The 21150-nt window shown below is 49.0% G+C and carries 16 protein-coding genes; 7 read left to right on the plus strand and 9 right to left on the minus strand.

Translation table 11 applies throughout. The features are described from left to right. Positions 1 to 268 precede the first annotated feature (268 nt). From KO473_RS06230 to mgtA, 3 genes are all read left to right on the plus strand, one after another. The gene (locus KO473_RS06230) at positions 269 to 958 is read left to right on the plus strand and encodes a response regulator transcription factor (protein WP_122130426.1); all 690 of its coding nucleotides are present in this window, start codon (positions 269 to 271) and stop codon (positions 956 to 958) included. After that, the gene (locus KO473_RS06235) at positions 955 to 2322 is read left to right on the plus strand and encodes a HAMP domain-containing sensor histidine kinase (protein WP_032537024.1); all 1368 of its coding nucleotides are present in this window, start codon (positions 955 to 957) and stop codon (positions 2320 to 2322) included. The genes KO473_RS06230 and KO473_RS06235 overlap by 4 nt, the downstream gene beginning before the upstream one ends. A 151-nt stretch (positions 2323 to 2473) precedes the next feature. Further along, positions 2474 to 5128 (plus strand): magnesium-translocating P-type ATPase, encoded by a 2655-nt coding sequence (mgtA, locus tag KO473_RS06240; RefSeq protein WP_122130455.1) that lies wholly within the window; start codon positions 2474 to 2476, stop codon positions 5126 to 5128. Positions 5129 to 5165: 37 nt separating this feature from the next. On the opposite strand, the gene KO473_RS06245 is transcribed toward mgtA, so the two are convergent. Together KO473_RS06245 and KO473_RS06250 are read right to left on the minus strand one after the other, a co-directional pair. Continuing rightward, positions 5166 to 8210: an ATP-binding protein gene (locus KO473_RS06245; protein WP_250716542.1), complete on the minus strand. Its 3045-nt coding sequence runs from the start codon at positions 8208 to 8210 to the stop codon at positions 5166 to 5168. Between the two features lie 331 nt (positions 8211 to 8541). Continuing rightward, positions 8542 to 9072 (minus strand): DJ-1/PfpI family protein, encoded by a 531-nt coding sequence (locus tag KO473_RS06250; RefSeq protein WP_005778427.1) that lies wholly within the window; start codon positions 9070 to 9072, stop codon positions 8542 to 8544. Positions 9073 to 9238: 166 nt separating this feature from the next. On the opposite strand from KO473_RS06250, the gene KO473_RS06255 reads away from it, so the two are divergent. Together KO473_RS06255 and KO473_RS06260 are read left to right on the plus strand one after the other, a co-directional pair. Then, entirely contained in the window at positions 9239 to 9592 is a 354-nt protein-coding gene (locus tag KO473_RS06255; protein WP_005778426.1) for a helix-turn-helix domain-containing protein, read from the plus strand. Next, on the plus strand, positions 9589 to 10038 hold the full coding sequence (locus tag KO473_RS06260) for an N-acetyltransferase (protein WP_005806711.1): 450 nt from the start codon (positions 9589 to 9591) through the stop codon (positions 10036 to 10038). The genes KO473_RS06255 and KO473_RS06260 overlap by 4 nt, the downstream gene beginning before the upstream one ends. On the opposite strand, the gene KO473_RS06265 is transcribed toward KO473_RS06260, so the two are convergent. Further along, a complete protein-coding gene (locus KO473_RS06265; RefSeq protein ID WP_005820635.1) occupies positions 10014 to 11087 on the minus strand; it encodes a substrate-binding domain-containing protein in 1074 nt (357 codons plus the stop codon). The two genes, KO473_RS06260 and KO473_RS06265, sit on opposite strands and share 25 nt — an antisense overlap. A 280-nt stretch (positions 11088 to 11367) precedes the next feature. On the opposite strand from KO473_RS06265, the gene KO473_RS06270 reads away from it, so the two are divergent. Together KO473_RS06270 and KO473_RS06275 are read left to right on the plus strand one after the other, a co-directional pair. Then, on the plus strand, positions 11368 to 12393 hold the full coding sequence (locus KO473_RS06270; protein ID WP_005806707.1) for a sugar kinase: 1026 nt from the start codon (positions 11368 to 11370) through the stop codon (positions 12391 to 12393). Between the two features lie 22 nt (positions 12394 to 12415). Further along, the gene (locus KO473_RS06275; RefSeq protein WP_005778416.1) at positions 12416 to 13084 is read left to right on the plus strand and encodes a bifunctional 4-hydroxy-2-oxoglutarate aldolase/2-dehydro-3-deoxy-phosphogluconate aldolase; all 669 of its coding nucleotides are present in this window, start codon (positions 12416 to 12418) and stop codon (positions 13082 to 13084) included. A gap of 125 nt (positions 13085 to 13209) precedes the next feature. On the opposite strand, the gene KO473_RS06280 is transcribed toward KO473_RS06275, so the two are convergent. The 6 genes from KO473_RS06280 to KO473_RS06305 form a co-directional block, all read right to left on the minus strand. Beyond that, a complete protein-coding gene (locus tag KO473_RS06280) occupies positions 13210 to 13734 on the minus strand; it encodes a threonine/serine exporter family protein (protein WP_005806704.1) in 525 nt (174 codons plus the stop codon). Further along, positions 13731 to 14504 carry a threonine/serine exporter family protein gene (locus KO473_RS06285; RefSeq protein WP_216035092.1) on the minus strand — a complete coding sequence of 258 codons (774 nt, stop codon included), beginning with the start codon at positions 14502 to 14504 and terminating at the stop codon, positions 13731 to 13733. Before KO473_RS06285 ends, KO473_RS06280 begins: the two co-directional genes overlap by 4 nt. 703 nt (positions 14505 to 15207) lie before the next feature. Next, positions 15208 to 15534, minus strand: coding sequence for a DUF2149 domain-containing protein (locus KO473_RS06290; RefSeq protein ID WP_005778408.1), 327 nt, complete (start codon positions 15532 to 15534; stop codon positions 15208 to 15210). Beyond that, positions 15531 to 16133 (minus strand): MotA/TolQ/ExbB proton channel family protein, encoded by a 603-nt coding sequence (locus KO473_RS06295; protein ID WP_005820629.1) that lies wholly within the window; start codon positions 16131 to 16133, stop codon positions 15531 to 15533. The genes KO473_RS06290 and KO473_RS06295 overlap by 4 nt, the downstream gene beginning before the upstream one ends. A gap of 38 nt (positions 16134 to 16171) precedes the next feature. Then, positions 16172 to 16861, minus strand: a complete 690-nt coding sequence (locus KO473_RS06300; RefSeq protein WP_005820627.1) for a hypothetical protein — start codon at positions 16859 to 16861, stop codon at positions 16172 to 16174. A gap of 8 nt (positions 16862 to 16869) precedes the next feature. Beyond that, positions 16870 to 21135 (minus strand): cobaltochelatase subunit CobN, encoded by a 4266-nt coding sequence (locus KO473_RS06305; protein ID WP_122130428.1) that lies wholly within the window; start codon positions 21133 to 21135, stop codon positions 16870 to 16872. Positions 21136 to 21150 lie beyond the last annotated feature (15 nt).

The raw sequence follows: 21150 nt of genomic DNA on the forward strand, positions 1-21150 counted from the left end.
TTGTTTGTAATATTGTAACGGCGTTTTTCCGGTAAAGCGTTTGAAACTCTTGATGAAATGATTTAGGTCACAATACCCATTATCGACAGCAATACCCGTTAAGTCATTCTCCCCGTTAGCCGGTAGTTCACTGTAGGCATGAACCAAGCATCGGATGCGGCCGGAACGAGAAGAGGCAAATAAACACCGATACTGTTGAGGATTTATCATTATGTGTTTATCTTTGTGCCCGGTGAATTGATAACTAACGGTAAGGAGGGATTGCATCATGATAAAGATACTGGTTGTGGAAGATGAACAGCGTGTGGTGGAACTGCTGAAGCGCGGTCTCGAAGAGTCCGGCTATCAGGTGGAACTTGCCTACGACGGAGCTTGGGGGTTGCGCCTGTTCCGTGCCGGAGAGTTTCAGATGGTCATTTCCGATGTAATCTTGCCGAAGATGAGTGGTTTCGAACTCTGTAAAGAGATACGGAACATCAATAACCGGGTTCCGGTACTGATGCTGACAGCGTTGGGCACAACGGATGATAAGCTCGACGGTTTCGATGCCGGGGCTGACGACTATATGGTGAAACCTTTCGATTTCCGCGAACTCGATGCCCGTATCAAGGTATTGCTGAAACGACGACTTCCCGGTATACCCGAAACACAACTTACGGAACTCGTCTATGCGGACTTGCGCATCGACCGGCAGACAAAAACCGTCTATCGGCAGGAGAGGGAGATCAAACTCTCTCCCAAAGAGTACAACCTGTTGCTTTATATGGCCGAGAACCCCGAACGGTTACTTACCCGTGTTGAAATAGCCGACAAGGTGTGGAATACCCATTTCGATACGGGCACCAACTTTATCGATGTGTACATCAACTATCTCCGCAAAAAGATAGACCGGGACTATGATGTGAAACTGATCCATACCAAACCCGGTATGGGCTTTATATTCAGGCAGGAGTTATGAAGATAGGTACCCGGCTCACTCTCCGCTATACCGGTTTCACGGCAGCCGTTTTTCTGTTGCTGGTAGCTGCTATCTATCTGTTTTCGGAGCGGAACCGGAGCAATGAATTCTTCCGTGACCTGAAAAAGGAAGGCATCACCAAAGCCAACCTTTTCCTCGACAACCGGGTGGATGCCAAGACCATGCAGTCCATTTACCTCAACAACCGCGAATTTATCAATGAAGTGGAGGTAGCCATCTACGATACTACTTTCCATTTGCTTTATCATGATGCCAAGCAGATCGACCTGGTGAAAGAGACCCCTGAGATGATCGACCGAATTTTGCAAAATAAATCTATCGAGTTTTATCAGGACGGCTATCAGGTCATCGGGCTCCTTTACACGTTCCATGGTAAACCTTATGTCATCACAGCGGCTGCTTTCGATGGTTACGGATATGCCAAGCAACACTCTTTGCAGACCATGCTGATTGTTCTTTTCTTTTTAGGTATCGCTCTTTTGGCGGGAGTCGGTTACCTGCTTTCGCGGAGTGCCCTGGCTCCTGTGTCCGATATTCTCGGGGAGGTGGAAGCTATTTCTGCTTCCCGTCTCGACCTGCGTGTGCCGGTGAAGGACGAAAAAGATGAATTGGGCGAACTTGCCACCACCTTCAATCGGATGCTGGAAAGGCTGGAACAGTCTTTCGATTCTCAGAAAATGTTCGTCAGCAATGTGTCCCATGAACTGCGTACTCCCATGGCTGCCCTGATTGCCGAACTTGAACTGGCTCTGCTGAAAGAGCGTTCTTCCGAAGAATATCGCCGTGCCATCGGTAATGCGCTCGACGATTCGCGTAAGTTGGTGAAACTTTCCGAAGGGTTGCTCAATCTGGCCAAGGCCGATTATCTGCCCGAGCAGATCAAATTGGAAGAGATCCGTCTGGACGAGCTTCTGCTCGATGCCCGTGAGATGGTGATGAAAGCCAATCCCGACTATACCATCGAATTGATATTCGGCGAAGAAGCCGATGACGACTCCGTCCTCACGGTGTTGGGCAACGGCTACCTGTTGAAAACAGCTTTTGTCAATCTGATGGAGAACAATTGCAAGTTCTCCGCCAATCACACTTCTTTCGTTCAGATCAGCTTTTGGGAGCAAAAGTCTGTTATCCGCTTTTCGGACACGGGTATCGGTATGAATGCCGATGACATGCAACACCTGTTTTCTCCTTTCTATCGGGGAAGCAATAAAGACTATGCCCGTGGAAACGGCATCGGGATGATGCTGACTCAAAAGATCATACATACCCATAAGGGTGAAATCACCGTCAATAGCCAGCCGGGTGAAGGTACGGTCTATACGGTGGAAATTCCTCATATCTGAAGAAACTCTAATAAAACTCTAATAGTACTCTAATCGTTCTCTAACGCCCCTTTTGCGGGGAGCTCCCTACCTTTGTACTGTAAAGGCAAATGAATGAATGGGATTCTTCCAATAGGGAGCGGCCCCGTATCTCTAAAAAAAATGTACTATGATGATTTTTAGAAAGAAACAAACAGACAAGACTGTGCAGTTCAATACCGAGAAGGTATTTCTGGCAGCAACCCAACCGCTGAAGTTGGTGTATGGCTATTTTTGTACTACCCCCCACGGACTCTCGGAGGAGGATGCGGAAGAGCGGCTTAAAAGCTGCGGTGAGAATAAAATTGTGCAAGAGACGCACCCCAATCCGCTTCTGATGTTTTGCAAAACCTTTATCAACCCCTTTATCGGTGTACTGATGGCACTTGTGCTTGTGTCGTTGGTGCTCGACGTCTGGATGGCCCGGCCCGAAGAGCGGGAGTGGACCAGTATCCTTGTCATCGGAAGTATGGTGATGCTGAGTGTCGTGTTGCGCTTCTCGCAGGAGTGGCGCTCCGGCAAGGCTTCGGATGCTTTGCAAAAGATGGTGAAAAATACCGCATCCGTCATTCGTAGCGGTGCCCCGGAGTCGTACGAGATCAACATTACAGATTTGGTGCCGGGAGACATCATCTGTCTGGCTGCCGGAGATATGATTCCGGCCGATGTCCGCGTCATCGAGTCGAAAGACCTGTTTGTCAGCCAGTCCTCGTTGACCGGAGAATCCGATGCCATAGAGAAGTGTGCCGTATTGGCGGAGGATCGTCACCGTTCCGGCAGTGTGGTCGAGCTTGATGATATTTGCTTCATGGGCTCCAATGTAGTGAGCGGTTCGGCACGTGCTATTGTTTTCGGTACAGGGCGAGATACCTATCTGGGCACCATCGCCCGGAGTATCGTCGGCGTACGTGCGCAGACGGCATTCGATAAAGGAATCAGCAATGTCAGTCTTTTGCTGATCCGTTTCATGCTGGTGATGGTGCCTCTGGTGTTTCTCATCAACGGAGTGACGAAAGGCGACTGGTTCGAAGCCTTTATTTTTGCCATTTCCGTAGCCGTGGGACTGACTCCTGAGATGCTTCCGATGATTGTCACCGCTAACCTGAGCAAAGGAGCTGTCTCTATGGCTAAGAAAAAGACCATTGTCAAGAACCTCAACGCCATCCAGAATTTCGGGGCGATGGACATTCTTTGCACCGATAAGACCGGGACACTGACCCGCGACCACATTGTGCTGGAAAAGTTTATCAATGCTGACGGGAGCGAGGATCACGAGTGCCGCGTACTCCGTCATGCCTATTTCAACAGTTATTTCCAGACGGGGCTGAAGAATCTGATGGATCGTGCCATCCTTTCACATGTTCGTGAGTTACAGTTGGATTATCTCAGGGATGCTTATACCAAGGTAGACGAAATCCCATTCGACTTTACCCGCCGACGTATGTCCGTGGTGGTGGAAGACGAACAGAGGAAGCGTCAGATCATCACCAAGGGAGCGGTAGAGGAGATGCTTGCAATCTGCACTCATGCAGAGTTCGGCAAAACCGTTCACGAGTTGACCGATGAGCTGCGGCGAAAAGCCTTTGTCATCAGTGAGCAGATGAACAAAGAAGGTATGCGTGTGCTGGCGGTGGCACAGAAGAGTTGGGTAGAAAAAGAACATGATTTTTCTGTCGAAGACGAATCCGGAATGGTGCTGATCGGTTATCTCGCTTTTCTCGACCCTCCCAAACCTTCGGCAGCCAATGCCATCCGGCAGCTCCATAGCCATGGAGTCGATGTGAAAGTGCTGTCCGGTGATAACGAAGCGGTTGTACGTACCATCTGCCGTCAGGTGGGAGTCGATACGGCCTGTACGCTGAACGGTACGGAGATAGAGCGGCTGACGGATGAAGAACTGAAGTTGAGAATACGGCAGACTACCGTGTTTGCGAAGCTGGCTCCCATGCAGAAGACCCGTATCATCACCTTGCTGCAGGAATTGGGACATACGGTGGGCTTCCTGGGTGACGGCATCAATGATGCTTCCGCCCTGCGCCAGTCCGATGTGGGTATATCTGTGGATACGGCTGTGGACATCGCCAAGGAGAGTGCCGACATCATTCTGCTGGAGAAGGATCTGATGGTACTTGAAGATGGAGTGATAGAGGGCCGCAGAACGTTTGGCAACATTATGAAGTACATCAAGATGACTGCCAGTTCTAACTTTGGCAATATGTTCAGCGTGCTGGCTGCCAGTGCCTTTCTGCCTTTCCTGCCTATGCTGCCTGTCCATCTGCTTGTTCAGAATCTGCTGTACGATACGTCGCAGTCCACCATTCCGTTCGACCGGATGGACCCGGAGTACCTGATGAAGCCGCGCAAATGGGATGCATCCGACCTGAGCCGTTTTATGATTTTTATCGGTCCGGTCAGTTCTATTTTCGACATAGCCTTATTTCTGGTCATGTGGTATGTGTTCGGTTGCAACTCTCCCGAACATCAGACTCTCTTTCAGTCCGGTTGGTTTGTAGAGGGCTTGCTGTCGCAAACGTTGATTGTACATATGATCCGTACCCGCAAGATCCCGTTTATTCAGAGTACGGCATCCTGGCCGGTATTAGGACTAACGTCCGTCATCATGGTTCTGGGAATCGTCATTCCCTTCACGCAGTTTGGGGCTTCCATCGGGTTGATGCCGTTGCCGCTCAGTTATTTCCCCTGGTTGGCAGGTATCCTGCTGAGTTATTGTGTGTTGACGCAGCTTATTAAACAATGGTATGTGAAGCGGTTTACGAAGTGGCTGTAAACACGAATAAAGACCTTAAAAACGGGTCATCCTGTTGTTATAGCAGGATGATCCGTTTCTGCATAATCTCTTTGAGCTGTGCCTGTAACTGGCGCGCATTGATGGGTTTGGGCATGTATCCGTCGAATCCGCTTTCCATCACCCGCTGTTCGTCCGAAGCGTAGGCAAAGGCCGTAACTGCGATGATAGGGACTTTGGCCGAATATTTACGGATCTCTTTAGTGGCTTCATATCCGTCCATGACCGGCATGTTGATATCCATCAGGATAATCTGCGGATCTTCTTTGCGGAATATTTCTATGGCTTCTCGGCCGTCCCAGGCATGAAGCAGGCGGTAATCCTGGCGGAGGATGGACTCAAATAACCTGAAGTTGCTTTCGTTGTCTTCGGCAATCAGGATGGTCAGTTTGTCTTTCTCTACCGCAATGGGCTGTATAACTGTTTTCCGGACAGGTTCAGCTGTCGATGCGGCTTCGTAAGGGAGGGTAAACCAGAATGTGGAACCTTTACCTTTTTCAGACTCCACACCGATGTGTCCGCCCATGTGGTTGACCAGTGTCTGGCAGATGGATAGTCCGAGCCCTGTGCCTTGTGCGAAACTGTTCAGTTTGACGAATCGGCCGAATATGCTTTCCTGCTCGTCCTTGGCAATGCCGCAACCGGTGTCGGCAACGTAGAAATAAAGCTCTTTTCCGCGAAGCTCGTAACCAAAGCGGATACTCCCTTTCTCGGTGAACTTGATGGCATTGGTCACCAGATTGATGATCAGCTGGGAAACACGGTTCTTTTCCAGATGAACCAGGCAGCAGTCTGCCGGAGGTACGAATTCCAATTTCACAGCTTCGGATTTCATCTTGAGCTGCAACGTGCTTTCCAGCTCTTTCATTACGGCATTCAGCTCGACGTTGGAGTATTGGAACTCAAGGGTGCCGGCTTCTATTTTCGACAGGTCGAGGATGTCGCTGATCAGTTGTAAGAGCAGGGTGTTGTTATTTTCGATGATGTTGACGTATTCCCGTTTTTCTTCTTCCTCATCGGTAGATGCCAAGATACCCGAAAAGCCTACGATGGCATTCAGCGGAGTACGGATTTCATGGCTCATGTTGGCAAGGAAAGCCGATTTCAGGCGGTTGGATTCTTCGGCGCGGTCTTTGGCCGTGGTAAGTTCCATCTCCATCTTTTTTCGTTTGGTAATGACCAGTGAAGAGCCTACCAGCGTGGTAGGATTTCCGTTTTCGTCGCGGGATTCTACGGCGGCCTGAGCTTCTACCCATTCCACTTTGTGGGTGTGGTTCTGTACGTTGATAACCCGGTATTCCTCCTTTACCTTGTCCGTGCGACCTTCAATCAGGTCTTTGTATGCCTGTTCCACCCGTTTGCGGTCTTCTTTGAATATCTTTGAGAAGTATTGCGTGTCCGGCACGGCCAGTTGCTCGTCGTTCACGCTGTTGCCGGGTGAACTGAGTTCGATGGGTTTGTTGATGTCACACAGGATGGTTTTGCTGAGCAGATCCCATTTCCATGGAATGATATTTGCCACATCCAATGCCATCGACAGCTTGTGGTTGGTGGCGGTCAGTTTTTGTTGTGCCAGGTGTAATTCGGTACTGTCCAGACAAAAAATATCAACCACGTTATTCTGATGGGTACCTTTGAGGACGATATCATAGAATTTATTGATTTTCCTGAAATAGTATGGGAAAGTAACAACCCGGTTTTCCTTGAGTGACATCTGGATGAAGTGCAGGAACTCGGGGAGGGATTCGGGAAACATCTCACTTGCTTTCTTGCCTACTGCATCTTCTCTGCGGAAAAAGTTCTGTTCGAAATGGGGGTTTACGTTCAGGTAGATCAAATCTGTGCCTATGCCTTGTTCGTTTGTTATCAGCTTCTCCTGCATATAGAGGATGGGCATGTTGTTGATCAGATTTTTATAGCTGGTCATGGTCTCTATCTCTTTCAACTGTGTTTTCTTAAGTCTGTTCAGTGTGCGGATGCGGTACTGGAAAAACAGGACGAGCAGGACGATGGAGATGCATGTACCTATAAGGAAGTAGCTGTATTGTTCCCAGAAGGTGCGCGGTTTGTTGATGAAATACGTGTTGGCCGGACATAAGTCGGGAGAAAATCCTTTATGGATCAGTGTCTCATAATTGATGATGGGCATACCGTCCAGAGGATAATAGTAAGGGAGGGTGCGGGGTTGCCTGCCATTCAGTACATCGGAAAATATACCGAGAAGCCGCTTGTCGAATTCTGTCTGATTGTAAGAATATCCTCCGGTCATCCCGCTGCTTTTGTCTTTTACGTCAATGGTGCTGAGGGCAAACAGGGGAGGTGAAACAGTAGAAACAATTTTGGGTGATACGATAGACAGTGAAGTGTTGCCCGCAAACTTCCGCTTATAGAACCAGGAAGAAAACAGGATGCCGGTGGTCCGGGGATTGACAAAGTTGAGAGAGTCGATCAGTTGGTTGGTCTCCAGAATATTCTCAGGAGATAAAAAAGTATATTGGACCCCGGGATGGCTGGATTGTAATACTTCCTGTATTTCTATACTGTTCGTTTGATTGACGAATCTCTGATCGCCTACATAAATCAGCTTTTTCATATCGGGAAGGATATGAAACATTAACTCCAGGTTTTCACGTATGTATTGGTTGGAGTAAAGAAGGACGAGGTTATAGGGTTGGGCCAGTTCGGTCAGTGGGATTCGTTCGGACGGAGGGACGGGGTGTTTCTTCAAATAATATTCTCTGGGACCGATGTAGTCTTTTTCGGAGCAGAGTATGATCGGGACATCACCCCATACCTTTCTGAAGTCGTCCCGCAACATCAAGGTGGAATTACCCAGCAATAATAGCGCGCGCGGGGAATGGGAACCATACTTCTCGAACAGGTTGGTCTTGAATTCACACAGTGTACTGTCATTATCCATCATCAAGAGATTCATGTGTTCGGCATAAATGGCTAAGTGAGGATCATCCTTGACAAATTCGGTTGCTGTAAAGATCAGGCGGTTGCTCCATGCGAAGGCTTCCGTATAAGTGTTAATGACCAGAATATAGTCTTTGGTATTCATTGCCTCTTTTTGGGCGGATACAGGGCTTACTGATAGGAAACATGTGAAAAGAACCAACAGTTTTCTCAGTAATGGGGTACAGAAAATGGATGTTACTCCAAAGGAAGTAGTCATAAAATTCTATTGAATGATGGCGATGTTTTGTTTATTCGACTGTAAAAGTATTAATAATAAATGAATTATGACCTGTTTTTACTTGATTATATGAAAAGGTTGAGGCAGAAGATCGAGTGAGGGTGGAAAACACAAAGTGTGCCGGGAAGCAGACGGGGCGTTATGAATAGCTTCCGGCACACTGTCGTGATAAGTGCTGTAACGGAGGTGTTCAGCGTTACTTCTTTAGAGCCTCAATCAGCTGAGGCATCATTGTCCAAAGGGTGTTTTCATCTTGTGCGGTATAGAAGTTACCGTCAATTTCCGATTTCCCGTCAGTCGCCTGTCCCGTCTGTATAGCGGGTTTGGCAAGCGGGTGGACGGCCAGCCTCTTTCCGGCGGTGATTCCGGTGAAATTGAACATCATGGCGGCGGCACAATGGCCGATCATAAGTTTGCCTTTTTCGCCAAATGCTTTGATTACTTCCATCAGGTCTACATTGTAGGCCTTTCCTGCATTGTCTTTGAATACCGGCACTGCGTCGCCACAAGCGAATACAAGTGCGTCAAATTCGTCTTCATGCCCTTTGAGATTGGCTATCACGTCATCGGCAAACAGGGTGATGCCGGAATTGGTCTTGATCTCCCGGGTATCTGACACCGCGAATACTTTGTACGGAATACCATTCTCGAAAAAACTTTCCAGATACTGGAACAAACCGAATCCGTTGACCGGATTGACTGCTAATACTGCAACTTTCTTTGCCATAACATAAATTATTAAGTGAAACAATAGTTATCTTTCGTAAGTTTATTACTTTTGTGCTTGCAAATGTATGTTTCTCTGTGCGGATAAACAAGAACGAACTTCAGAATAAGGAACTTACATAGAGATAACTATTGCTGGAACTCAATGGAATAGAAAAGATTAAAAAATGAAAAATTTTCATCCTACAGGGACATGTCCTATCAGGGACGTACTGTGCCGGCTGGGCGACAAGTGGTCGATGCTGGTATTGGTAACGCTGAACGCGAACGGAACGATGCGCTTCAGTGACATTCATAAAACGATTGATGACATTTCGCAACGGATGCTGACTGTCACGCTTCGAACACTGGAAACCGACGGATTGGTACAACGAAAGGTGTATGCGGAGGTGCCCCCACGAGTGGAGTATTGCCTGACAGAGACGGGACGCAGTCTGATTCCGCATGTAGAGGCGTTGGTAGGCTGGGCACTGGATCACATGACAGTGATTCTTGAACACAGGGAAGGAGAAAGGAAATGAAGGTAGAGCAAGTGTTTTCTGACAAGAAGCGTTTCCTCGATTTGCTCCTGCTGGCAGACGAACAGGAGGATATGGTGGACCGCTATCTGGAACGTGGGGAGATGTTTACCTTGTACGACGGGGGAGAGCTCAGAGCGGCTTGTGTGGTGACCAACGAGGGGGAAGGTATTTACGAACTGAAGAATATCGCGACTTATCCGGAGAGCCAGCGCAAGGGCTACGGCAGATATCTGGTTGAATTCTTGTTCCGTCACTATTCGGACAGATGCTCGGTTATGTTTGTGGGGACGGGCGATACTCCACACTCACTTTCGTTCTATCAGTCTTGCGGATTTGTCCCTTCCCACCGCGTTGAGAATTTCTTTACCGACCATTATGATCATCCCATCTGTGAAGATGGAATTTTGCTCCGGGATATGGTTTATCTGAAGAGGGAAAAGTTATAATAGTCGATATTTTCTTTGGTCAGAAGGTCAATTGGCATGTAGTTGGTGCATGTCACTTCCTTTTTGAATATCAGGTGGTCACATAGAGTCCTGATACTGTTGAATCCTTGCAATTCCGGTTGCTGGGCAATCAGGAAAGAGACGGTGCCCTCCTTCAGGCAAGCCACGTTCCGTTCGAGCAGGTCGTAACCGATCAGGTTGATATTGTTTTTCCGACGCATTTTCAAGTATTCACCGATGATGTATACTTTCGAATTGAACGTGATCCCGTTCTTTACTTTCGGATGTTCGCTGAAGAAGTCGTCCAGCATACGGTTGTCTTCAATGTTCGGGTCGGCGTGCAGGTCGAGTTCAAGGATATTGCAGTCGGGATGATGCTCCCGCATATATTGGCGGAAACCGATTTCACGGTTTTCCTGCTGGTTCGATCCGATCACCCCTTCGTGTATCTTACGGAAAATCACGATCTCCCGGTCGTTTCCGGCAAGCAGCATCAGCATACGTGCCGCAAAGTATCCGCTTTGGTGGGAGTTCTGACCGAAGAAGGCGAGGGGAGGGACATCTTTTATTTGTGAATCGATATATATATAAGGTATACCCAACCCGTTCAGTGCATCGGTGAATTCTTTTGTGTATTGCGGTATGGTAGGAGCAAACATCACTCCGTCCGGGCGTTCTTCAATGACAGCCCGGCTGGTTGCTGCAAACGAATTGTAATCATAAGGATCGTAGTGAGTGATGTCCACTGAGATATTGAAATCGGAATATGTGCTAACCGCTTCACGGATACCTTTCTGCACGTCTGTCCAGTATTCACCTTCCAGATGCTTGGGTAACAGGCAGGCAAAAGTGTATTTCTTGTTGGAGGCCAGTGCACTGGCATACATATTGGGCTGGTAGTCCAGTTGCTTCAGGATTTCTTCCACCCGTTTCCGGCTTGCTTCCGATACTCCGCTACGGCCGTGGAGCACGCGGTCGACAGTTCCTACAGATACGTTTGCCAAACGGGCAATATCCTTGATTCTGATTCTTTCTGGCAATTTATTCATGCGTCTTCTTTATTTATGCGGGGTTTTGTGCCCGGACACAATAATAGTTTTATTTCTATGGACACAAATATATAATAATTTTTGTAATCATGAAAATCTGTGTATCTTTGTGTCCGCACACGGACTTTGCCGGTGTCTATTTTATACATTGCTATTGTTCATATATCCAGTATGTTATTGAGAAGATTGGGGGGCGAATAATAAATTGTAACTGAACAATTAAGATCGATCGTTTTAGAATAGAAACAAATTAAACTCAAAACTAACTAAATATAGAATTATGAGAAAGAAAGTCGTTACGTTAGGCGAAATCATGCTCAGGTTATCTCCTCCGGGAAATACTCGTTTTGTTCAATCGGACTCTTTCGATGTGGTGTACGGTGGGGGTGAGGCTAACGTAGCTGTGAGCTGCGCTAATTATGGCCATGATGCTTATTTTGTAACCAAGCTGCCTGAACATGAAATAGGGCAGTCGGCTGTAAATGCACTCCGCAAATATGGGGTGATGACAGATTATATTGCCAGGGGAGGCGACCGTGTCGGCATCTATTATTTGGAAACCGGTGTTGCCATGCGTCCCAGTAAGGTGATTTACGATCGTGCGCATTCCGCCATTGCCGAAGCCGATGCGGCGGATTTCGATTTTGACAGGATTATGGAGGGAGCCGACTGGTTTCATTGGTCGGGTATTACTCCCGCCATTTCGGACAAAGCAGCCGAATTGACCCGTTTGGCATGTGAGGCTGCCAAGCGTCACGGGGTGACCGTGTCGGTCGATCTGAATTTCCGTAAGAAGCTGTGGACAAAGGAGAAGGCACAATCCGTGATGAAACCTTTGATGAAGTATGTAGATGTCTGCATCGGTAATGAAGAAGATGCGGAGCTTTGTCTGGGATTCAAGCCCGACGCGGATGTGGAAAGCGGACATACGGATGCCGAGGGGTATAAGGAGATTTTCCGGCGTATGTCGGAAGAGTTTGAATTCAGCTATGTTATCTCGACACTGCGTGAATCTTTCTCCGCATCACACAATGGCTGGAAGGCCATGATTTATAATGGTAAGGAATTCTACGTTTCCAAGCACTATGACATCGATCCGATTGTCGACCGGGTAGGTGGTGGGGATTCGTTCTCCGGAGGCATTATCCATGGTCTGCTTACGAAGCCTACACAGGGTGAAGCGCTTGAATTTGCCGTGGCGGCATCGGCATTGAAGCATACCGTCAGCGGAGACTTCAATCTGGTTTCTGTGGCAGAAGTCGAGGCGCTGGCCGGAGGCGATGCGAGTGGGCGTGTACAAAGATAAATTCAATTGTAAATAAATAGATATGGCTAAATTTGATAAAATGGCTGTCCTGACTAAGATGGGGACAACGGGCATGATTCCTGTATTCTATCACGAAGATGTGGAAGTGGCGAAGAAAGTGCTAAAGGCCTGTTATGAAGGTGGCGTCCGTGCTTTTGAATTTACAAACCGGGGGGATTTTGCCCAGGAAGTATTTGCCGGAATCGTGAAGTTTGCAGCCCGTGAGTGTCCGGAAATGGCTATGGGTGTCGGTTCTGTAGTCGATCCGGCTACTGCGGCTTTATATATACAGTTGGGGGCTGACTTCGTGGTAGGGCCGCTATTCAATCCGGAGATTGCTAAGATATGCAATCGCCGGCTGATTGCATATACACCGGGATGCGGTTCGGTTTCGGAAGTGGGCTTTGCGCAGGAGGCCGGCTGTGATCTTTGTAAGATATTTCCGGGAGATGTATATGGTCCGAATTTTGTAAAAGGCCTGATGGCTCCGATGCCATGGTCCAAGTTGATGGTGACCGGTGGGGTGGAACCTACGAGGGAGAATCTGACGTCTTGGTTCAAGGCAGGTGCGTTCTGCGTAGGCATGGGGTCCAAATTGTTCCCGAAAGATAAAGTAACGGCCGGAGACTGGGGATATGTCACCGGGAAATGTGCCGAAGCCTTGGCTTACATTGCCGAAGCAAGGAAATAGGTGAAGTTTTCCGGTGTTTTTTTCACCACAGATTACACGGATTCCCACAGATTTTTGATTGTTCTTATCTATAAGATAAATCATTAATCTGTGGGAATCCGTGTAATCTGTGGTGAGCCTTTCTGTCAGCCCTTTTTCACCAGCTTCTTCAGTAAACGTGTAGCTGTGAATGACTGGCGGTGGAAGATAAATACCGGTACGGCAGCTCCTACAACCAGTGCAAACAACACAAAGATAGTGGTACTGCCATTGTGGAAGAAATCTACCAGATATTGCAAGGAGGCAGTTTCATCCTTGGTCTGCATAAACTTTGTCAGTGCCAGGATACTTTTATAAGCGAACATTCCCGGAATCATCGGCAGGAGAGACGGGAACGAGAATACCTCCGCCGGACAATGGATTGCCTTGGCAAAGGGGATGGCTAACAAACCGATGGAGACGGCAGCAAAGAAAGAGGCTGTGGCGATGTCCATCGTGAACAGATGCGTATGCATCAGGAAGTAGCGTAACCCGTGCCCAACGGCCGCCAGAAAAGCAGAGATCAATATGGCTTTTCGGGGTGGATTGGAGATGATGGCAAATCCGATGGCGGCAATGGCGGCGAATGCGCCGTCGAGTATAATGGCGGTTATAAATTCTATATTCATCATAAAGTGCTGATTCCGGTGATTAAAAGGGTCATTGAAAGGCCGATTGCTATACAAATGATAAGCAGACAGGCATTAATAAATCTCGATGTTCCCGCCAGTACATGTCCGTCGATGATGTCCATGATGGAGTTGATCAGTGGTACACCCGGGATCAGGTAGAGGACGCTGGTACCCAAAGCCATATCCGGAGTGGTTCCCCAGTGCATCAGGTAGCCTGTGCTGCCGATCATCGAGGCGATGAACGAAGAGATGATGAATACTGCCAGATGATTCCAGTGACGTCCCATTAGTTCGGTACGGACGAAGAAACCTGCCAGGGTGGCGGCGAATACGATCCCCATAGAAATAAAGTCGCCTTGGAACAGGCGGCAGAATGACGCATTGGCAAAAGCAACGAGGATCAGTACGAGCCATTTGCTTTCGCGCGGCTTGCTGACTATTTCGTGATAACGTCGCTGGAGTTCAGTGAGAGACAGATGCTCGTCATACGCTTCCCAGCTCAGGGTGCTGAGGGCGGAGTTGATGGCGAAATTCGGCCCCATGGGTTTGATTTTGTTTACTGTGCTGTACGAGTGTGAGTTATCGGCGTCGCGTAACGTCATGATGATGGTTTTCTGAAAGATGGTCATGTCACAGAAAAAGCCGAAAGACTCGGCAATTCGCGATGTGTTTCGTACGATGCGTGATGTCTGTACACCTACGGCCATCAGGCTGGTGGAATATTCAGACAGGAATTTAGATAGTTCTTTTAATTCTTGGTGGATGTCCATAAGGTTTTGATCTTTTTACTCTTTCTTAAATCAGTGATACATACATGTTGCTTTTCTACATTTCCGGTGAAGGGAATGCGGTTGATGTGTCTGTATAGTGCTTCGATTCCGGTTTAGGTCTTAGATGGGGGATACCCTTTTTAACGGGTGAATTGCGTCTTTTCGGGGGACAAAGGTAATCAAAAAAATTGCAGGCAAAAGGAGAAGCCGGTTTCTTTTTGGAGAGTTGTTGATCTGTTTCAATTGAAAGGAAATGATATTTGCATAAAGGCGGAATTCCCGGAAAGTTTGTTTCCGGTTGTTATTCAGAGCCGTGAGACAGCATTGGGCTTTTGATTCGTGGGGGGAGAAAAAGATTTAAGAGTTTCCGAAAAAGACTTAAACGTTTTCTGAAAAGACTTAAACGTTTCGCTGAGAATGCTTAAGTGTTTCACTGAAAAGACTTAAATGTTTGAGGGCAAAAAGGTTCAGGTCTTTTGTTTGCCGGCCGACAACCGGATACTGAAATTCCCGTCTGCAGAGTGCCGGATGGGTATATCAGCAGTGCACCACAGAATAGCAGGCTACACAGAGAAGATTATTGCTTGGATTATCTGTAAACTGCATCTCTGGGTGATTTGCTGATCTGTGGTGAAACAGACTCTTGACATGCCCTTTTATACGCTGTTTGCCAACTTTCGGGGGACAGTCCTGTCGAGAGTACTTATTCTTCCGGGACGTAGATGATTTCCCCGTTATCCAATTCATAGGCAATACCTACCTTCTTTCCCTTCTTGCCGCTTTTCTGCTGGTCTTCCGAAGGAGTATAACGGTTGATCTTCTGTCCTTCTTTGGTGATGATTTCCATATTCTCTTTTCCGGGGTTTTTCACCATGGTGTAGTCTTCCTGAGAGAACACTTCGGTCATGTTGTAGCGGCTGACAAGAGCTACCATCAAGGCTACGGCAAATACCATGGCTACATCGAACAGGTTCGATACGACGCTGATCGGGTCGGCATCTTCTTCTTTTCTGAGCAGGTTTCGTTTCATCGGGCCGCACGTTTTTCGTTCAACAATTCGGAAAGAAACTCCAGATTGGTCATATCCTGAAGATACCAGCGCTGTTTCACCTGTTGAGTGAGGAACCCTACGGCTCCAGCTACCAGTCCGACAACGGTAGTGGCAAAAGCGATCTGCATGTTATAGGCCATCGAAGCGATGTCACCGCTTGCCAGTCCGGCAAGGGCGGGACCCATCGGAATAAGTGTGCCCATCAGTCCGAGGATAGGGCCGAGCTTGGTCAGTGTTTTAGAAATGGCGAGATCTTTGTCGGCTGCAATCTCGAAGTTGGCGAGCAGGCGTTGTACCTGTGCCGGACTATCGTGTGCTTCGAGCACCTGGTGGATATAGGATATGACGAGCGACGATGACTTCTCCGGCAATTTGGCTGCCAGTTCAGTAACAGTGGCAGGGGTGAGAGCGTTCAGTTCGTTGCGGAGCAGTGTCTCCGTCTTGCGTATCGAGAGATACTGTCCGTAGAAACTGCCGACCAGCAGAAGAGCACGGCCGAATAATACGATAAGCAATACGATGACAGGAACGAGCAGTCCTGTAGAAATCCAATATAAAATGTCTGATATGATATTCATTGTCGATCAGTTTTAAAAAGTTGATTTACCTGTTGTTTTTATGATTGATTACTTTTTTTCTTCAGTCTCCACCATCCGAGTCCGATGGCGCTGCCGATGACGGTTATTCCTCCGACACCGGCCAGTGCTCCCCAATTTACTTCACTGACTCCGGCTACGGAAGTCCGTCCGTTCACGGTAGCGACAATCCCCAGGATGGCTACCAATGCGTTAGTGAGGAAAAAGAGTTCCAACCGCAGTTCTTTCTCCGGAAGGAGATAGAGCAGCATCCGGCGTCCCACGGGGATGGCTATTAACACACAAGCGGCATACCCCCACGCCACGGTGGTGAATGGTGTCCCCGGGAAAGCAAAGATAAGATAGACCAGCCCGCTGAATAATACCGGGAAGATAAGCAGTCCCGGAAACCATCTCAGGAATCGGTAGGTGAGCAGCGTGCGGGGCTTTACCGGATAGGCGCTGGCAACGTGTACCGCCAGCATGGCATAGGCCATCTGGAGGCTGACCTCGATAGTCAGTAAAACGGAAGTGTCCAGCATCAGGGCGGTGTTGCCCAGCCAGTCGGCAATCTGTGTTTTCGACTGCTCGATGGCATACGGCCACATCAGTCCCGCAAACAGGGCGGCAACGGCAGCGATGATGCCTACCGCCACTGCTTTCCAGAAGGTCTGTTTCAGCAGAAAGTTGAATGCTATTAACAGCATTAATACAAGTACGACTGTATCCATACTCCTGATTATTCTGATGTTTTACGACGTTTGCGGACAAAGAGTACGAGTGCCAGTATCACCACTACTACGGCTGCACCCACGGCAATGTTGCTCAGGGTTGTCTTTTGTTCTTCCGGTGTCCGGTTTATCTCTTCTTTCTTCATCACCATTCCTTTGGCATCGCCCGAAGCTTTTGCTTCACGTATCCTGGTGATGTTTTCCTTGTACTGTGCGGCAGCCGGAGCATCCGACTTGGAAGCGATGTATTCGCGCAGTTTGGCATTGTCGCATACAAAACCCGAGCACGACGGACGATACTTGTTTACCGTTTCGGTATGGAGTTTTGCCAGTTCGGCAACCTGCTCGGCGCTTGCTTTCCACAGACCTTTGCGGGCACTTTCGAGCATGACGGCAGTCATCTCTTCAAGGGCGGCGGGACTTTGTGTTTCGAAGAACTCTTTCACGTTCAGATTGTATTCGTCTTTTACGTATACATTGTAAATGTTGTCCCAAAGTTCTTTGTCGATGGCGGCAGGTTTCATCACGTTCCAGCCATATGTATTGGTTACAGTTTCGGCAAACTCGGCGGCAGAGGAAGAACCGCCTTTCATCTTCTCTTTAATGTAAGCGGGGTTGAGGATGGTGGTGCGGCTTTCTACACCGACAGCCTCTTTGACTTCTTGCATGCGCATGTGGTTACGGTTGCGATAATCGCTCAGGTAAGCGTCGGGGTCCTTGCCGGTCACGTTGCGTACGGCAAGGTTCATGCCTCCCATAAACTCGTATACGTGGTCGAGACTCAGTGCCCCCCATGTATTGCTCTGACGAGGCTGAACCACTACATCCGTACGGGTCAGTGCGGCTTCAAAAGCATATTTCCGGAAGGCCTCCCAGTTCTTTTCGCTACCGTAGTAAGCACCCATATTATTAAGGTAAGTGGCGGCTATCTCTGATTCATTTTCCCAGCGGTCACCGGATTCGACCATCTCCTGGATACCTGTGCCGTACATTCCGTTGGCACCGCCGAACACACGGAAAGCAGCCATCTCACGGGCATCCTTCGGGCTTACCCCTTTCTCGGTCAGTGCCCGTTCGGCTTCTACCACGCTTGCCGCTACCTGGTTTTCATATTTGTCGTCTTTGGCAGCTGCGGCCATCTCTACCGCACGGTTGATCAGGAAAAGGCGGGATGCTGCAATATCACGGAGCTGTCCCGATGTCTGTACCACTACGTCGATACGGGGACGTCCCAATTCGGCCGATGGAATCAGTTTCAAGTCACTGACACGCCCGAAGGCGTCACGAACCGGCTCTACACCGAGCATATACAATACCTGTGCGATGGTAGCTCCTCCCGTTTCAATGAATTCGGCAGACCAGAGTGTGTAGCTGACTTTACGGGGAATGCTGTCGTTATGACGGCGTTGGTAAGTTTCGATGGTCTGTTTGGCCAGTGCCACTCCCTTTTCCCAAGCCGACTCCGAAGGAGTGGCTTCTGCGTTGATGGCGTACATATTGCGTCCTGTAGGCAGAGTGTTGGGGTTCGCAATCGGATCACCACCGGGTGAAGGCGCAGTGTATCCGCCATTCAGGGCATTGACCAGGCTGGCGAGCTCTTTCTCGGGGCTGTCGGCCAACTCTGTCTTATAGTTACCCACGTTTCGGATGGTGCGTTCCACCTCCGTCAGGGCAAGGGAGAAGTTGATTTCCTCTTTGCTGTATTCTTTTGGGGCAGGTTTCTTTCCCACTTTTTGAGGATTCATCTTTGCTTCCATCTTCTTCAGGGCTTCCGGACTGGCACCCATTTTCTTTGCCATTTCCATGGCCTTGGACGAATCCATGTGAGCACCCATCTCTTTCATTTTCTCCTTCATGGCTTCCGGCATCTTGTGGGTTGCCTTTCCGGTCTTGTCCTCTGCCTTGTTTTTGGTAGCGGCAGCCATCATCATCGCCATCATTCCTTTCGGAGCATTGCGTGAAGCTTCTATTTCGTGTGCTTTCACCAGTTCTTCGGGGCTGACACCGGCTGTACGGCAGATCAGTTCGTCTGTTGCCAGTGCAGGGTTGCTTATCAGTTTTTCTACCAAAGCACGGGCCGGATTCAGGTAACGCTGCGTAAAGAGGGAGCGGTGCTTCTCTACATCGGCTGTCGCTTTGCCACGTTGTTTGTCGAGTGACAGGAGGCTGTAAGCTATCGGCTCGGTTGCCATGGCAAGTACGGAAGAGGTGATACGCTCCGGTTCATAGGGAATCCCCATGGTATAAAGCTGTCCGGTGATTTTTTCTGTGGCCAGTTCTTCGGCGAAGTTCTCCACACGTGCCACTTCGTCCTCGCTGTATGGGCGGTTCGGCAAGCTGTCCAGTCCCAGTTCACGGTGAATGCCCAGTTTCACGGTGAGTGCTTTGACGGCAAGCGACTGCTTCTCTTTCGATCCGGTGGCATTATTGTAAATCTTGATTTTCTCCATCAGGTCACGGTAGATGCCCCGTACACTGCTTTCGAGGAAAGGAGGCGTGAGGTAAGATTGCAAGGTAGCATACGAACGGCGTTTGGCTATCATGCCTTCTCCCACGTTGCCGATAGAATATATATAAAGGTGCGGAAGAGCTCCTACAAGGCGGTCGGGCCAGTCGTTGCTACACAGCGCTACCTGTTTCCGTGGAGTGAACTCAAGGCTTCCGTGTGTACCGAAGTGAATCATCGCATCTGCCTTGAACCCATGCTGCATCCAGAGGTACGAAGCGATGTAAGTGTGGGGAGGTGCGGCATTGGTGCCATGCACCACCTGGAAGGCATTGTCTCCGCTGCCGGCTGCCACCTGCGGCATCAGTACTACGTTGCCGAACTGCAACCGTGCGATGCCTAAGCGTCCGTCGGACGTAGTCATGTATTGGCCGGGGAACTCACCGTTGGCAGCTACCACTTCAGCGTATTTTTCGGGACGGAGCGATGCTTTTACCCAGCTCTCGTATTGTTCTTTGGTCACCAGTTCGGGATTCCCTGTTTTCATAAATTCATCAAAAGCTCCCTCTGCATACATGCCGAATACGGCTCCCTGTGCCTGGATCATTTTCTCCAGGTCCTTGGCATTGGCAGGGAGGTTTTCCACCCGGTAACCTTCTTTCTTCATCCTCAACAGCAGGTTGTAGAGCGAGGGGCCTACTTCCATTCCGCTTGCTGTCAGCGCATTCTGTCCGGGACCTTTATAGTAGACGATGACTATGTGCTTCTCGCTGTTGGGTTTTGTTTTCAGGGAGAGGTAGTTGTTCACTGTGCTTACGAACGTTTCCAACCGTTCGGGAACAGCAAATGAATGTTGCAATCCTTCGTCATCTTTGTATTGGGCAAAGAGGGCGAACGGGCGGATGGCACCGTCAATTTCCGGTGTCACTACGCTTTGCGAAAGAAACCCGCCGGACATACCCATCGGGTCGTTTTCCCAGTCTTCCACCAGACTGTTGATGGTGAGCGGGGCGAAGAGAGGAATGTTGTGCTCTTTCAGATATTCCACCATGGCGTCGCCCATGCGTCCGTGTGCCATGTTGATAACGGCATCCGGTCCGATTTCACGGACGAACTCCATGAACCGGGTGAAAGAAGAAACCGGATACACGTTGTGTCCCGCCTCTTCGAGTGCTTTAATCAGTTCCGTGGCATCCGCCATCTGTCCGGTGATCACAATCTTGCGTGCCCCCTCTTTATAGAGTCCGTTTTCGCGGAGAAACTTTTCATAATCGGACACGTTTAGGAATTCCATTTCGTCATCCGGATTTTTCACTCCGGCGTGGTAGAGAAGATCGGTCGGTTTCTCTACCGGTGCTTCCGGTGCAGGTGCCGAGATCAGCTTGCCGTCAATCTCTTTGCGAACATACGAAAGCAGATTCCGGTAGTTTACCTTTCCGGCATGGGTAAGATATTGGCGTATCTGTTTCATCTGTACCGAATCGAGGTTGCAGATATTGTTTGCGGGGTTGGTTGCCATGGAGGTGTACACCGGTACGCCTTTGTCGGCTGCCCGTTGTATCAGTTGGCGCTGCTCTTCGACGATGCGCAATCCCATACCGTTGACGAACACCATATCGTAGTTCGTCAGTTCGTCCAGGTGATCCGTAGAGACTTCTCTTAGTTTGACAAACGAGTTGTCGTTCGCCTTTGAAATATTTCCCAGATTGATGGTCTGGAAATTGACAAAGGCAATCTTCGTGGCACTGAAACAGGTCCGCCAGACAAATACTCCGACGAGTATTGCAGCGGCCACGCAACAGGCTGTGATGATTTGTTTCTTTTTCATATTGCTTCTTGTTCT

The organism is Bacteroides sp. HF-4919 (assembly GCF_018860125.1).